Origin of the sequence: Glycomyces endophyticus (genome assembly GCF_039531525.1) — a bacterium.
GTDB classification, from domain to species: Bacteria; Actinomycetota; Actinomycetes; order Mycobacteriales; family Micromonosporaceae; genus Glycomyces; species Glycomyces endophyticus.
The window spans coordinates 97,888-112,383 of the sequence record NZ_BAAAQF010000009.1 but is presented as its reverse complement, the minus strand read 5'-3'; the positions used below and the strand labels follow the sequence as shown (position 1 = coordinate 112,383).

The window sequence follows — 14,496 nt, the reverse complement described above, 5'->3', positions numbered from 1 at the left end:
GCCATCTGCCCACCTCCTTCCGCATCCGCCCCGAGGAAGGCCCCAAGCCTCCCGACCGGGTGTGACAATCCGACCCCGGAGCGTGCCTGATGACCGCGATCGTGATCGACAACACCCATGTGGCGACGGTCGACGCCGCCGGCACCGAGCACCCCGCCGGCCACGTCGTCGTCGAAGACGGCGTCATCACCGCCGTCGGCCCCGGCCCCGCGCCGCACGTCGAAGGCGCCCGCCGCATCGACGGCGCCGGCTGCCTCGCCACCCCCGGCCTGATCAACACCCACCACCACCTCTACCAGTGGGCCACCAGGGGATACGCCACCGACCACACGCTCTTCGAATGGCTCGTCGACCTCTACCCCACCTGGGGCCGCCTGCGCCCCGCGCACGTCGCCGCCGCCAACACCGCCGGCCTCGCCTGGCTCGCCCTGTCCGGCTGCACCACCGCCGCCGACCACCACTACGTCTACCCCGACGGCCAGGCCGCCGAGCTCGTCGACGTCCAGATCGCCGCCGCCGCCCGCATCGGCCTCCGCCTCCACCTCGCCCGCGGGTCCATGGACCGCGGCGTCTCCGACGGCGGCCTGCCGCCCGACCGCATCGTCGAGGACCTCGACGCCGCGCTCGCCGCCACCGCCGACGCCGTCGACCGCCACCACGATCCCGCCCCGGGCTCGATGCTCCGCATCGCCGTCGCCCCCTGCTCCCCGTTCTCGGTCTCCACCGACCTCCTCCGCGAATCGGCGGCGCTGGCCCGAGACAAGGGCGTGCGCCTCCACACGCACCTGTGCGAGACCGTCGACGAGGCCGAGTTCTGCGCGGAGGTCCACGGCTGCGACCCCGTCGAGTACATGGACCGCGTCGGCTGGATCGCCGACGACGCCTGGCTCGCCCACGCCGTCCACCTCGACGACCGCGCCCGAGCCCGCCTCGGCGCGGCCGGCACCGGCGTCGCGCACTGCCCGTCCTCCAACGCCCGCTTGGGCACCGGCCTCGCCGACGTCCCCGGCATGCTGGCCGCCGGCATCCCGGTGGGCCTCGGCGTCGACGGCGCCGCGAGCCAGGAGGCCGGGCACCTGGGAGAGGAGCTGCGGCAGGCGGTCTACACCGCGCGGCAGCGCCACGGCCCGCACGCGATGGACGCGCGCACCGCGCTGCGCCTCGCCACCGCGGGCGGCGCCCGCGTGCTCGGCCGCGACGCCGAGATCGGGTCCCTCGAGGTCGGCAAGCAGGGCGACATCGCCCTGTGGGACCTCACCGGCCTCGGCCACGCCGGGATCGCCGACCCCGTCACCGCCTTCGTCCTCGGACCGGCCGCGCCCCTGCGGCTCCTCGCCGTCGCCGGCGCCGCCGTGGTCGCCGACGGCGAACTCCGCACCGCCGACACCGAGACGCTCGCGAAGGACCTCGCCGCCGCGAGCGCCGACCTGAGGGAGGCCCGCGATGCCTGACCCCGCACCGACTCCGACCCCGCCGCCCTGGGCAGCCGGCGGGGTCGGCCGCACACCCGAGACCGCCGGGCGAGGACCCGACGGCGTCGTCGGGCAGTCGCCGATCCGCCCCGAAGCCGAGGCGAAGGTCAACGGCGCCTTCGACTACGCCTCCGACCTCGCCTTCCCCGGCATGCTGTGGGGCCACACCGTCCGCAGCCCCCACCCGAAGGCCCTGATCCGGTCGGTCGACACCGCCGCGGCGCTCGCGCTCCCCGGCGTCGCCGCCGTCCTCACCGCCGCCGACGTCCCCGGGAAACTCCACTACGGACTCATCGAGGCCGACCAGCCGGTCCTCGCCCGAGACCGGGTCAACTACCAGGGCGAGGCGGTCGCGATCGTCGCCGCCGAGACCCTCGACCTCGCCCGCCGCGCCGCCGAACTCGTCGCCGTCGACTACGAGGCCCTCGAACCGCGCTGCGACGCGGGCGACGCCGTCGCGGCCGGCGGCTGGTTCCGGTACCAGCCCGTGCGCGTCGGCGACCCCGACACCGCCCGGGCCGCCGTCGTCGTCGCCCGCGAATACGAGGTCGGCATGCAGGACCAGGCGCCGCTCGGCCCCGAATCCGGCGTCGCCGTCCCCGACGGCGACGGCCTCGTCCTCCACGTCGCCACCCAGTGGCTCCACTCCGACCTCGAGCAGATCGCGCCCTGCCTCGGCCTCGAACCCGAGCGCATCCACCTGTCCATGGCCGGGATCGGCGGCGCGTTCGGCGCCCGCGAAGACCTGTCCGTGCAGGTCCACATGGCGATGCTCGCTATCCGCACCGGCCGCCCCGTCAAGATGATGTACGACCGGGCCGAGTCCTTCCTCGGCCACGTCCACCGCCACCCCGCCCGCCTCCGGTACGAGCACGGCGCCGACGCCGAGGGCCGCCTCGTGTACGTCAAGGCGCACATCGTCCTCGACGGCGGCGCGTACGCCTCCACCACCGAGGCCGTCGTCGGCAACGCCGCCTCCCTCGCCGTGGGCCCCTACAAGGTCGAGCACGTCAGCGTCGACGCGTGGGGCGCCCGCACCAACAACCCGCCGTGCGGCGCGATGCGGGGCTTCGGCGGCGTCCAGACCTGCTTCGCGTACGAGTCCCAGATGGACGCACTCGCGGACGCCCTCGGCCTCGACCCGCTGGAGATCCGCCGCCGCAATGCCCTCGCCCAAGGCGACCAGCTCATCACCGGCCAGGTCGTCGACGCCCACGACCCCGCCCAGGACCGCGACGGCGCCCCCTTCTCGCCCCTGCGCGACCTCCTCGGCCGCTTCGACGACCTCCCCGTCCCGGCTGTCCCCGCCGACCGCGGCATCGTCGAACTCCCCGGCGGCACCGGCAACACCACCCACGGCGAAGGCGTCCGCCGCGGCGTCGGCTACGGCGTCGGCCTCAAGAACATCTGCTACTCCGAGGGGTTCGACGACTACTCCACCGCGCGCGTCCGCCTCGAACTCGGCGGCCCCGAGCACGGCGGCGAACCCGTCGCCTACCTCCACACCGCCGCTGCCGAGGTCGGCCAGGGCCACTGGAACCTCCAGCAGCAGATCGTCCGCACCGAGCTCGGCGTCCAGCGGGTCGTCCTGCTCCCCAACGACACCAAGGCCGGCTCCGCCGGATCCTCCTCCGCGTCCCGCCAGTCCTACATGACCGGCGGCGCGGTCAAGGCCGCCTGCGAGGCCGTCCGCGAGCTCTGGGAGGACCGCGACCTCGCCGACGGCCCCATCGAGGCCACCCGCGTCTTCCGGCACCGCGCCACCAAGCCCATGGACCCCGTCACCGGCCAGGGCGAGAGCCACGTCCAGCTCGCCCTCTGCGTCCACCGCGCCACCGTCGACGTCGACGTCGAGCTGGGTCTCGTCAAGGTCGTCGACCTCACCTGCGTCCAGGACGTCGGCCGCATCCTCAACCCCGTCGCCCTCGAAGGCCAGATCCACGGCGGCACCGCCCAAGGGCTCGGCCTCGCCGTCATGGAGGAGATCGTCACCGACGACGGCCGCGTCAAGAACGCCTCCTTCACCGACTACCTCATCCCCACCATCCTCGACATGCCGCCCATGCGGCTGCGCATCGTCGAGAACGCTGACCCCGACGCCCCCTACGGGCTCCGCGGCGCCGGCGAGCCGCCGACGCTCTCCTCCACCCCCGCGATCGTCGCCGCCATCAGGGACGCCACCGGACTGCCGCTCACCCGCGTCCCCGTCAGACCCGAGCACCTGACCGTCGGGAGGCCGTCTTGAACACCATCGCCGCCGCACTGCGCGCCTGGATGCGCGAAGGCCGGCCCTTCGCGCTGGCGTCCCTCGTCGGGACCACCGGGTCCTCGCCGCGCCCGCTGGGCACCGCGCTCGCCGTCGACGACCGGGGAGCGGCCGTCGGCGGCGTCTCCGGCGGCTGCGTCGAGGCCGCCGTCTACCTCAAGTGCCAGGAGGTCCTCGAACACGGCGCGCCCGCGGTCGAGTCCTTCGGCTACAGCGACGAGGACGCCATCGCCGTCGGCCTCACCTGCGGCGGTACCATGGACGTCCTCATCGTCCGCGTCGAACCCGACGACACCGCGATCGCCGCCGCCCTCGACGCGATCCTCGACGGCGAACCCGTCACCCTCGTCCGCGCCACCGAAGGCCCCCGCCTCGGGCAGGCCGTCGCCATCACCGCCCACGGCGTCGTCCGAGGACCCCGCTCCGGCCCGCTCGACAGCGCCCCGTTCGAATTCGGCGCCGACCTCCCCGCCGCATCCGGGCGCACCGGCGAGTACGCCGTCGAGGTCCACACCCCGCCGCCGCGGCTCCTCGTCTACGGCGCCATCGACTTCGCCGGCCCGCTGGTGAGGATCGCCAAACAGCTCGGCTACCGCGTCACCGTCTGCGACGCCCGCGCCGTCTTCGCCACCGACGTCCGCTTCCCCGAAGCGGACGAGGTCGTCGTCGACTGGCCCCACCGCCACTTCGACCGGACCGCCGTCGACGCCGACACCGCGGTCTGCGTCCTCACCCACGACGAGAAGTTCGACACGCCCCTTCTCGAACGCGCCCTCCCCTCCGACGCGGGCTTCATCGGCGCCATGGGCTCGCGCGCCACGCACCGAGCCCGCCTCGCCCGGCTCCGCGACACCGGCGTCCCCGAGGACGCGCTCGCCCGGCTCAGGTCCCCGATCGGCCTCGACCTCAACGGCCGCACCGCAGAGGAGACCGCGCTGTCGATCCTCGCCGAGATCACCGCCGTCCGCAACGGCGCCGCCGCCGGCTTCCTCACCGAGGCCCACGGCCCCATCCACACCTGACCGGGGCCGCGCGCCCGCCGACGACCGACCGAGACGGAGGACCCGAACCGACCGAACCGACGACCGACCGGCCCGAGCACCGCAGACGGCACTCGCGAACACTCCGATCGAACCGCGAACCGCGAACCGCGAACCGCGAACCGCGAACCGCGAACCGCGAACCGCGAACCGCGAACCGCGAACCGCGAACCGACCGGCCGCAGGCCTCGCCGACAGGCCCAGACCGCACACCGACTGCACACCGACCGACCCGCAAGCGAACCGAACCGGCAGCGACCAGAAGGAGCCGAAGCGATGGTCCACATGTTTCTCAACGGAGGCGGCATGAAAGGCGGCAACCTCCACCACCTGATCGGCGGCGCGCCCTTCCTCGGACCCGCGACGACACTGCCGATTTACCGGCTCCACGCGGTCCCCCTCGACGGGGTCCCCGACGACCATCCCGCGCTCGAGCACACCGGGCCCGGCGACGGCGCCGCCATCACCGGCGAGCTCTACGACATCGACTTCATCGTCCTGCGCACCTCCCTCCTGCCGGCCGAACCGCCGGACCTCGAACTCGGCGTCGTCGGCCTCGCCGACGGCACCGAAGCGCTCGGCATGCGCCTCCGCGACATCGCCGCCGGACTCACCGGCATCGTCGACATCACCTCGTACGGCTCTTGGCGCGCCTACAAGACTGCGACGGCAGGATCGCCGTGAACCGCCCCCGCGACCTGAACGGGCCCTTCGCGAACCGGCCGACCGCCACCACGCGGCTCCGCGCCGCCGCGAGGCTCCGTGCCGCCACGCGACTCCGTGCCGTCCCGAGGCCCTGCACCGCCCCGAGGCCCTTCACCGTCCGGCGGCCCCGCACCACCCCCTCCCTGTCGTCACCGTGCGCGCACATGGAGTCACCATGATGACCGACCCCTCCGACATTTCCGCGCCCGTCGTCTACGACCTGGTGCTCCGCTCCCGGCGCACCGTCCTGCCCGACGGCGAGCGGCCCGCCGCCGTCGCCATCGCCGGGGAGCGCATCGCCGTCATCGGCGACTACGCCGAGCCGATCCCCGCCCGCCGCACCGAAGACCTCGGCGACCTCGCCCTCCTCCCCGGCCTCGTCGACACCCACGTCCACGTCAACGAACCCGGCCGCACCGAATGGGAGGGCTTCGCGACCGCCACCCGCGCCGCCGCCGCGGGCGGCGTCACCACCATCGTCGACATGCCGCTCAACAGCCTCCCGCCCACCGTCGACACCGCCGCGCTCGCCGCCAAACGCGAAGCGGCCAAAGGCAAGACCTGGGTCGACACCGGGTTCTGGGGCGGCGCGATCCCCGGCAACGAGACCGAGCTCAAAGCCCTCCACGACGCCGGCGTCTTCGGGTTCAAGTGCTTCACCGCGCCCTCCGGCGTCGACGAGTTCCCGCCCCTCGACCGCGCCGGTCTCATCCGCGCCTGCACCACCGCCGCCGCGCTCGACACCGTCCTCATCGTCCACGCCGAGAACCCCGACCGGCTCCGCGACGCCGACACCGCGCCCGCCTTCCGCGCCTTCCTCGCGACCCGCCCGCCCGAGGCCGAGACCGACGCCGTCCGCGACGTCATCGCCGCCGCCAGGGTCACCCGCGCCCGCGTCCACATCCTCCACCTCTCCGCCGCCGGCGCCCTCGACCAGATCCACCGCGCCCGCCTCGACGGCGTCCGCATCACCGCCGAGACCTGCCCCCACTACCTCGCGCTGACCGCCGAACGCGTCCCCGACGGCGCCACCGCCTACAAGTGCTGCCCGCCGATCCGCGGCGAGGCCAACCGCGACGCCCTCTGGGCCGGCCTCGCCGACGGCCGCATCGACTTCGTCGTCTCCGACCACTCGCCCAGCCCGCCCGACATGAAGACCGGCGACTTCGCCACCTCCTGGGGCGGCATCGCCTCCCTCCAGATCGGGCTCCCCGTGGTCTGGACCGAGGCCCGCGCCCGCGGGCACCGCCTCGCCGACGTCGCCCGGTGGATGTCCGGCGGCCCCGCCGACTTCGCCGGCCTCCGCCGCAAGGGCCGCATCGCCGCCGGAGCGGACGCCGACCTCGTCGCGTTCGACCCCGAACGCGAATGGACGGTCCGCGCGGCCGACCTCCGGCACCGCCACCCCGTCACCCCGTACGACGGCCGCGTCCTCACCGGCGACGTCGTCGCGACCTGGCTGCGCGGCAAGCGCATCGACACCGAGGCCGCCCCGCGCGGCCGACAGCTGAGAAGGAGCGACCGATGACCGGCACCGCGCAGATCCCCGAGTACCGCACCGCCGCCGACGCCCGCTGGGCCCTCCCCGACCTCGCCGCCCGCGCCCTCGGCGGCGCCGTCCTCGCCGCCAACGACGAGTCCTTCGCCGAGAAGGAGCACCTCATCCGCCCCTACCCGGTCGTCCACGCCGCCCGCACCTTCGGCGCGAAAGGCCAGGTCTACGACGGCTGGGAGACACGCCGCCGCCGCGCCGACGGCCACGACTGGGCGATCGTGCGGCTCGGCGTCCCCGGCGTCATCAGCGGCGTCGCCGTCGACACCGCCTACTTCACCGGCAACTACCCGCCGCGCATCTCGGTCGACGCGTGCCGCGCCGACGGCCACCCGGCCCTCGCCGACCTCGCCGACTGGCACCCCGTCGTCCCCGTCTCGGACGCCAAGGGCGACAGCCGCAACGAGTACGAGGTGCACGACCCGGCCCGCTACACCCACGTCCGCCTCAACCTGCACCCCGACGGCGGCGTGGCCCGCCTCCGCGTCCACGGCACGCCCGTCCCCGACCCCGCGGGGTTCGCGGACCTCCCGCTCGACCTCGCCGCGCTCGCCAACGGCGCCGCCGTCACGGGCGCCTCCAACGCCTTCTACTCCAACCCCGTCGGCGCGATCATGCCTGGACTGCCCGCGAGCCAGGCCGACGGCTGGGAGACCGCGCGCCGCCGCACGCCGGGACACGAGTGGCTCGACGTGCGCCTGGCCGGCCGCGGCACCGTCCGCGTCGCCGAGCTGGACACCACCCACCTCAAGCACAACGCCCCGGGCTGGGCCTCCATCGACGGCTTCGACGGGGCCGACGTGTTTCCGCTGCTCGAACGCACCGCGCTCCAGCCCGACACGCCGCACCGCTTCGTCCTCGCCGGCGACCGGCCCGCGACCGCGGTGCGGCTCAACATCTTCCCCGACGGCGGCATGGCCCGCCTGCGCCTCTACGGCCGGCTCACGCCGGAGGCGCTCCTCGACCTCGAAACCCGCTTCCGGGCGTGACGGCGCGGCGATATCCTCCCCGCATGGCACACCAGTCGCAGCCCCAGGACCAGAGCTCCGCCGCGGAGTTCTTCCGCACCGAGATCCGCACCGGCCGCATCGAGCGCGCCGAGGTGTTCGCGAAGGCCCGCACACCGGCGTACAAGCTCTGGATCGACTTCGGCGAGCTGGGCGTCAAGCGCTCCAGCGCCCAGATCACCGCCCGCTACACGCCCGAGGAGCTCGTCGGGCGCACCGTCGTCGCCGTCACCAACTTCCCGCCGCGCCAGATCGCCGACTTCATGTCCGAAGTGCTCGTCCTGGGCGTCCCCGTCGAAGGGACGGACGAGGTCGTCCTCCTCGCCCCGGACGCCGACGTACCCCTCGGCGCCCTCATCTCCTGACCTGCCGCACCACGCCGTCCGAACCCCCGGCACGGCACCCGCAACCTGCGGGGGCCTCCGCGCGTTTCCCTTGCATCAGCCGTCTCGCCGCAGGGCGCGCTCCGCCCGGGCGACCGCACCAGGAGTGTCCAATGCGCACACCCTTCCACCGGACCGGACGCCTCTCCGCGGCGGCGNGCGGTCATCGCGGCCGCCGCCGCGGGTGCCGGCGCGTTCGCCCCGCCCGCCGCCGCCCAGGACCAGGTCCCCTCGGAGGTCGTCCTCGACCTCGACAACCCGCAGGTCCCCGGCGCGCCGCCGCGCGCCGCCTCACTCGACGTCGCCTTCGACGAGGACCCGACCGGCAGCCTGCTGATGCGCCTCGACGTCGACGCCCCCGACGCGACCGTCTACTTCGGCAACGGCCCCGGCTGCGACTCGCCCGACAACACGCCCTTCATCGAGTGCGAGACCGCCGACCCCGGGACCGCGACCACGTTCACCTTCACGATCGCCGCCGCCACCGGCACCGCGCTCGGGGACTACGACTACACGCTCACGCTGCTCCTCGACGGCGCCGAGATCCACTCCGAGACGGGCGTGGTCGAGGTGGTCGAGGGCCGCGACGACGGCGTCTTCCGGGACTTCACCACCGAGGACCTGACGTACACCGGCGTCGAGCCGGGGACGGCGCTCGACGTCAACCCGCACATACTCCAGAACAGCGCCTACCCCGAGAGCGTCGACGTCATCGGCGTCTACTTCGGGAATCCCGCCGGCGTCGGCGCCCCCAACGGCGGAGCCCACCTCAACCCCGCGTGGGACAACTGCATGGTGGACATCTGGATCTCCGGCAGCGGCTACTTCTGCTTCTTCACCGAGTTCGAGGACCTGCCCGGCACCGTCCTCCAGTTCTCCCAGCCGTTCGTGTACACGGTCGACGAGGACGCGCCCGGCCCGCTCGCCGTGTGCGCCTGCAGCTACCACATCTGGGGGATGAGCGAGGACGACTTCGCCGCCGACTTCGCGGGCCCCTGGTGGGAGCCGGACTCCTCGAACCTGCTGTCCCTCGTGACCGCGGACGACCAGGACGCCCCCGCGGCCGACGACGACCCCTCGTACGGCTCCATCACGATCGAGACCACCGAGAACCCCTACGACCTCGCGGTCGAGGGCGCCGACCTCTCCGGCGGCGAGGTCCAGGTGACCATCCCGGTCGAGAACCTCGGGCCGGCCGGCGCGATCAACCGCGCCATCAGCGAGACCGAGCCCGGATACCAGCTCCGCGGGCAGCTCCCCGAGGGCGCCGAGTTCGTCTCCGTCGACAACGAGGGCGACGGGCACTGGTTCTGCGAGAGCGGCGACCTGTCCGACCTCTACGAGGCCGCGGGCGTCGAGACGGAACTCGACCGGTTCGACTTCGTCTGCTCGTTCTGGACGCTCGAACCGGGCGAGTCGCACGAGTTCACCGTGACGCTCGACGTCGGCGACGCCACCGGCGAGCCCGGCAAGGTCGAGGTCGACGCCCGCTACCGCGGCGTCGACGGCGTGAACCTCGACGGCGACCTCGCGAACAACACCGCGGCCCTCACCGTCGACGGCCGGTCGCTGCCGAACACCGGCACCTCGATCATCACGTTCGTCGCGATCGCCGCCGGCGCCGTGGTCCTCGGCATCGTGCTCTTCCTCCTCACCCGGCGCCGCAAGGACTCGGACGGCACCGACGCCGAGAACCCGGTCGACCCGTCGAACCCCGCGGACTCCGCGTAACCGACCGGGCGGACGCGGTTCGCCCGGTCCCACCCTCCCGACCCGTCGGCCTCCGCAGCTCGCTGCGGGGGCCGGTGGTCGTTCGGACCGCATTGCGGGACAAGGTGATTGGACCAAAGAATGGTTGAGTAGGGAACCGAACGGGCGACCTTGCGGGCCCGGTGAACCAGCTTGGCGGGTGGTCTCACTCGGCCTGCCGGTCCGGCCGGTCCTCGCCCGGCGACCGGTGGTCGGCCCGGCGCAGGGCGAGCCTGAAGAGCGCACCTCCCTCCGGGGACTCGAGGACCCAGACCATGCCGCGGTGCCCGAGCGCCACGTCCTGCACGATCGCCAGGCCCAGTCCGGCGCCGCCGTCGTCGCGGCTCCGCGATTCGTCGAGGCGAACGAACCGGTCGAAGATCCGCTTCCGGTCTCCGGCCGGCACCCCGTTCCCGTCGTCGCCGACGTCGAGGTGCAGCCACTCGTCGTCCTCGACCTCCAGCGTGACCGTCACGGCGGACGCCGCGTGCCGCTGCGCGTTCGCCAGCAGGTTCCCGACCGCCCGCGCCAGGTGCCCGCGCACGCCGAACACGCTCAGGTCCTCCTCGACCTCCAGCCGCACCGGCACCCGGTCGGAGGCCGCCCGCCGGGCCACCTCCTCGCGCACCAGCTCGGTGAACGCCACCTCGGTGTGCGGCGGCCGCTCCCCGGCGTCGAGGCGCGCCAGCAGGAGCAGGTCGGCGGCGAGGTCCTGGAGTCTGATCACGTCGGCGAGCGTCGCGTCGAGGTCGAGGAGCTCGGGATGGGTCCGGGCGATCTCGATCTGGCTGCGCAGGATCGCGAGCGGGCTGCGCAGCTCGTGCGAGGCGTCGGCGACGAACCGGCGCTGCTGCGTGACCGCGTGGTCGAGCGCCGCGAGCGTCGTGTTGGTGGTGACCGCGAGGGAGTGGATCTCGTCGCGGCTCTCCGGCACGGGCACCCGCCGCGACAGGTCGCCCGCGGTGATCGAGGTGAGCTCCTTCTGGATCGCCTTGACCGGCCGCAGCGCGTGCCGCGTCACCAGCCAGGTCACGACCGCGACGATCGCGACCAGCGCCGGCAGCGTCCACCACATGATGGCCGCGACGCTGTCGACGGCCTCCTCCTGCGTCTCCAGCGATGCTCCCGAGTAGACGGCGTACACGGTCCCGTCGGGGGCGGTGGCCGTCATGGCCGCGAACCGGTACGGCGCGCTCTCATCGGGGACGGTCACGGTCCCGTAGGCGATCGAGGCGCCCACGGCGCCGCCGGTCGCGGCCGAGTCGTCGCCGGGCGTCTCGCTCACGTCCGGTTCGTCGTCGTCCTCCGAGCGGTCGTCGTCATCGTCATCGTCGTCCTCGGTCCCGGAGTCGTCGGCGTCGTCGGCGGACTCCGCCTCGACCGGGTCGGGCGCGGGCGCGAAGTCGCCGATCGCGCCGAGCCCCTCCAGGTCGTCGCTCGCGGCGACGACGGCGCCCGCCGCGTCGAGGATCTGCGCGGCCTGGTCGTCGTCGGGAAGCTCGATCCCGGCGGGCGCGGTGCCGGAGGCGAGCTGGCCCGCGATCGAGCGGGCGCTCACCTCGGCGGTGAGTTCGGCGCGGCCGTACAGGTTGTCGCGCAGGAGCGCCACGACCAGGAACCCCGCGACGATGAGCGCGAGCGCGACGACCACCGTGGCGCCCACGGTGGTCCGGGCCCGCACCGACTCCGGCCGCCACAGCGGCCCTCTGCCCCGGGAGGCCCGCTCGGCCGCCCGCTTCGCGGCTCGCTTCGTCTGCTCATCCACCGTCGGCCGCCAACCGGTAGCCCGCCCCGCGGACGGTGGTGATGGCGGCCCTGCCGTAGGGCGCGTCGATCTTGCGGCGCAGGTTGGAGATGTACACCTCGACGATGTTCACGTCGCCGTCGTAGGCGAAGTCCCACACGTGCTCGAGGATCTCGGACTTGGACACCACCTCGCCGGCCCGGCTCGCCAGGTACTCGAGGACCGAGAACTCCTTCGAGGTGAGGTCGACCGCGGCGTCGCCGCGGCGGCAGGTGCGCTTGGCCGGGTCGACCGCGAGGTCGCCGAAGCGCCACACCGAGGGCCTGGAGGCCCGGCCGCGGCGCATCATGGCCCTGATGCGGGCCTGGAGGACGACGAAGGAGAACGGCTTCGTGAGGTAGTCGTCTGCGCCGGTGTCGAGGCCCTCGGCCTCGTCGTACTCGCCGTCCTTGGCGGTGAGCATGAGGATCGGCGTCTCGACGCCTTCCTCCCGGAGGGTCGCGCACACCTGGTAGCCGTTGAGGCCGGGCAGCATGATGTCGAGGATGATCGCGTCGTACCCGCCGCCGCGGGCCATCGACAGGCCGGTGACGCCGTCGTGGGCCAGGTCCACGGCGTACCCCTCGGCCTTCAGCCCGGCGGCGACCACCTCGGCCAGCCGCTGCTCGTCTTCCACCATCAGCAAACGCATGTCCCGAAGCTTCGCACAAGGAACCTGAAGCCAAGCTGAAGTCGGCCCCGGGAACCTGAATCCGGCCGCTGCCTGCGCGAACGCTCCTCGCCCTGGTCCCTTCGCCCCGAACCTGAAGCCGCCTTCAGGTGACTTCAGCTTGGCTTCAGGTTCGAAGGCGCAAGGTTGCCGACATCAGATCCGAACGGACCGAGAGGACCCGCCATGAACGAGCAGACCCCCACCCAGCAGCCTGAGAACTCCAAGTTCGCCAAGGCCCGCCGCTTCACCGGCCGCCACCGCACCCTCGTGATCGCGGGCGCCGCCGGCCTCCTCGTCCTCGGCGGCGGCACCGCCGCGGCCTTCGCCGCGGACCTGGACGACCGCTTCGAGGGCGACGCCTCCACCGGCGGCACCGGCTCCAGCCCCGACCTCGACGACAAGTACGACGCCGACGACAACGGCTCCGGCGACGACGACTTCGCGCTCCCGGCCGAGGCGATCAGCGGGGACGCGGCCGCCGAGGCCGCGCTCGCCGAGGTCGACGGCACGGTCCGCGACACCGCTCTGGAGGGCACCGCCGAGGCGCCGGTCTGGATCATCGACATCACCGACGCGAACGGCGTCGAGTGGGACGTCGCGGTCGACGCCCTCGACGGCACGGTCCTCGACAGCGCCGAGGACGTCGACGACGACAACGACGCCGACGATGACGACCTCGACGACCAGTACGACAACGACGACCGCGACGACGATGACGACAACGACGGCGACGACGACTAACCGACCGCCGGAATCGCTTCGAACTGGAAGCCGCTCTCGGCCCGGCTCGCGCAGGCCGGGCTGAGAGCCCCAGCAGCGGCACCCAGTGATGCGACGGCCGTCGGCGACGAAATACGGGGAGGGTGGGGTGGGGGAGGGCCCCCGGAGGCTGTGACCGGAGTCAGCTCCAACCGGTGAGTGCTCCGCCCCGAAACCGCTCTTGGCCCGGCCCGTGAGAGTTGGGCCGAGAGGTCGGTCTGACCGAGGGGTCGGCTGGGCCGAGAGGTCGGTCAAGCCGAGAGGTCGGGCGGACCGAGAGTCCGGCCTGGCCGAGAGACCGGGCGGGCCGAGGCGAGTGCTCCGGCCCGCCCGCGGTGCGGCTAGTGCTTCACCCGGTACGCGAGGCTCGCGAACTGGCCGCTGGGCTTCGCCTCGATGAGTTCGAGGCGGTCCGAGAGGATTCGGCGGGGGAGGAGCGGCGCTCCCGCCCCGAGGAAGACCGGGGCGAGGCTGACCCGGATCTCGTCGAGGAGCCCCGCGTCGAAGAACTGGCCGACGAGGTCGCCGCCGCCGATGACCCAGAGGTCCTTGCCGTCGGCCGCCTCGGTCATCGCGGCGTGGACCGCCTTGACGTCGCCCGATGCGAACGTGATCTTCGCGCCCGGCACCGCCGGGAGGTCACGGCTGGTGAAGACCCACGCGGGCTGCGGGTATCCCCACTTCTCGGGGTGCTCCAAGAGCTTCTCGTAGCGGAGGATCCACTCGTAGGTGGTGGACCCCATGCAGATCGCGCCGATGCCCTGCATGAACTCGTCCATCTCGTCGAGCGGCGTCTCGACGCCCTCGTCCCGCTGGTCCTGCTCCTCCGGCATGCCCCCTGGGGACGAGAAGAGCCATTCCAGGGAGTTGTCGGGGTCGGCGATGAATCCGTCGACGGTGGTCGCGGTGTTGTACACGGTTTTCGGCATCCGGACAGCGAACCACGGTCGACCGACACGCCGCGCGCGAACCCGGATGGCCGCATTCGAACACGCGAGCCCCGCCGCCCCGCCGAGCCGATCCGACGCGCCGGACGACGTTTGTCGGGTTCCCGACATTGACCGTTTTGTAGTGAAATAGACACTTCGGCGTACTTAGGTAGAGGGT

The 14,496-nt window shown here is 73.3% G+C and carries 12 protein-coding genes; 9 read left to right on the top strand and 3 right to left on the bottom strand.

The features are described 5' to 3' along the window. Positions 1-89 precede the first annotated feature (89 nt). The 8 genes from ABD419_RS13300 to ABD419_RS13265 all read left to right on the top strand — a co-directional run bounded on the left by ABD419_RS13300 (position 90) and on the right by ABD419_RS13265 (position 10,156). Positions 90-1,451 (top strand): 8-oxoguanine deaminase, encoded by a 1,362-nt coding sequence (locus tag ABD419_RS13300; RefSeq protein ID WP_344487128.1) that lies wholly within the window; start codon positions 90-92, stop codon positions 1,449-1,451. Beyond that, a complete protein-coding gene (locus ABD419_RS13295; RefSeq protein WP_344487126.1) occupies positions 1,444-3,717 on the top strand; it encodes a molybdopterin cofactor-binding domain-containing protein in 2,274 nt (757 codons plus the stop codon). Before ABD419_RS13300 ends, ABD419_RS13295 begins: the two co-directional genes overlap by 8 nt. Then, on the top strand, positions 3,714-4,760 hold the full coding sequence (locus ABD419_RS13290) for an XdhC family protein (RefSeq protein ID WP_425556042.1): 1,047 nt from the start codon (positions 3,714-3,716) through the stop codon (positions 4,758-4,760). The genes ABD419_RS13295 and ABD419_RS13290 overlap by 4 nt, the downstream gene beginning before the upstream one ends. A gap of 294 nt (positions 4,761-5,054) precedes the next feature. Further along, positions 5,055-5,462, top strand: coding sequence for an allophanate hydrolase-related protein (locus ABD419_RS13285; protein ID WP_344487124.1), 408 nt, complete (start codon positions 5,055-5,057; stop codon positions 5,460-5,462). 199 nt (positions 5,463-5,661) lie between these two features. After that, positions 5,662-7,011 (top strand): allantoinase AllB, encoded by a 1,350-nt coding sequence (gene allB / locus ABD419_RS13280; RefSeq protein ID WP_344487122.1) that lies wholly within the window; start codon positions 5,662-5,664, stop codon positions 7,009-7,011. Then, positions 7,008-8,024: an allantoicase gene (alc, locus tag ABD419_RS13275; RefSeq protein ID WP_344487120.1), complete on the top strand. Its 1,017-nt coding sequence runs from the start codon at positions 7,008-7,010 to the stop codon at positions 8,022-8,024. The genes allB and alc overlap by 4 nt, the downstream gene beginning before the upstream one ends. Before the next feature lie 23 nt (positions 8,025-8,047). Continuing rightward, the gene (locus ABD419_RS13270) at positions 8,048-8,407 is read left to right on the top strand and encodes a tRNA-binding protein (RefSeq protein ID WP_344487118.1); all 360 of its coding nucleotides are present in this window, start codon (positions 8,048-8,050) and stop codon (positions 8,405-8,407) included. Between the two features lie 354 nt (positions 8,408-8,761). Next, positions 8,762-10,156: an LPXTG cell wall anchor domain-containing protein gene (locus tag ABD419_RS13265; protein ID WP_344487116.1), complete on the top strand. Its 1,395-nt coding sequence runs from the start codon at positions 8,762-8,764 to the stop codon at positions 10,154-10,156. A 184-nt stretch (positions 10,157-10,340) separates the two neighbouring features. On the opposite strand, the gene ABD419_RS13260 is transcribed toward ABD419_RS13265, so the two are convergent. Both ABD419_RS13260 and ABD419_RS13255 read right to left on the bottom strand, forming a co-directional pair. Then, positions 10,341-11,939 carry a sensor histidine kinase gene (locus tag ABD419_RS13260; protein WP_425556041.1) on the bottom strand — a complete coding sequence of 533 codons (1,599 nt, stop codon included), beginning with the start codon at positions 11,937-11,939 and terminating at the stop codon, positions 10,341-10,343. Further along, positions 11,932-12,609, bottom strand: a complete 678-nt coding sequence (locus ABD419_RS13255) for a response regulator transcription factor (RefSeq protein ID WP_344487114.1) — start codon at positions 12,607-12,609, stop codon at positions 11,932-11,934. The genes ABD419_RS13260 and ABD419_RS13255 overlap by 8 nt, the downstream gene beginning before the upstream one ends. A 204-nt stretch (positions 12,610-12,813) precedes the next feature. Between ABD419_RS13255 and ABD419_RS13250 the strand changes: the two genes are divergently transcribed. Beyond that, positions 12,814-13,371, top strand: a complete 558-nt coding sequence (locus tag ABD419_RS13250; protein WP_344487112.1) for a PepSY domain-containing protein — start codon at positions 12,814-12,816, stop codon at positions 13,369-13,371. A 359-nt stretch (positions 13,372-13,730) separates the two neighbouring features. Here ABD419_RS13250 and ABD419_RS13245 read toward each other — a convergent pair whose 3' ends face one another. Beyond that, positions 13,731-14,318 (bottom strand): dihydrofolate reductase family protein, encoded by a 588-nt coding sequence (locus tag ABD419_RS13245; RefSeq protein ID WP_344487110.1) that lies wholly within the window; start codon positions 14,316-14,318, stop codon positions 13,731-13,733. Between the last annotated feature and the right edge of the window lie 178 nt (positions 14,319-14,496).

Bases quoted from the DNA above. Each gene is read 5' to 3' on its own strand.
- alc (WP_344487120.1), top strand. From the start codon at position 7,008: ATGACCGGCACCGCGCAGATCCCCGAGTACCGCACCGCCGCCGACGCC.
- allB (WP_344487122.1), top strand. From the start codon at position 5,662: ATGACCGACCCCTCCGACATTTCCGCGCCCGTCGTCTACGACCTGGTG.
- ABD419_RS13270 (WP_344487118.1), top strand. From the start codon at position 8,048: ATGGCACACCAGTCGCAGCCCCAGGACCAGAGCTCCGCCGCGGAGTTC.
- ABD419_RS13250 (WP_344487112.1), top strand. From the start codon at position 12,814: ATGAACGAGCAGACCCCCACCCAGCAGCCTGAGAACTCCAAGTTCGCC.
- ABD419_RS13245 (WP_344487110.1), bottom strand. From the start codon at position 14,318: ATGCCGAAAACCGTGTACAACACCGCGACCACCGTCGACGGATTCATC.
- ABD419_RS13255 (WP_344487114.1), bottom strand. From the start codon at position 12,609: ATGCGTTTGCTGATGGTGGAAGACGAGCAGCGGCTGGCCGAGGTGGTC.
- ABD419_RS13300 (WP_344487128.1), top strand. From the start codon at position 90: ATGACCGCGATCGTGATCGACAACACCCATGTGGCGACGGTCGACGCC.
- ABD419_RS13295 (WP_344487126.1), top strand. From the start codon at position 1,444: ATGCCTGACCCCGCACCGACTCCGACCCCGCCGCCCTGGGCAGCCGGC.
- ABD419_RS13285 (WP_344487124.1), top strand. From the start codon at position 5,055: ATGGTCCACATGTTTCTCAACGGAGGCGGCATGAAAGGCGGCAACCTC.
- ABD419_RS13265 (WP_344487116.1), top strand. From the start codon at position 8,762: ATGCGCCTCGACGTCGACGCCCCCGACGCGACCGTCTACTTCGGCAAC.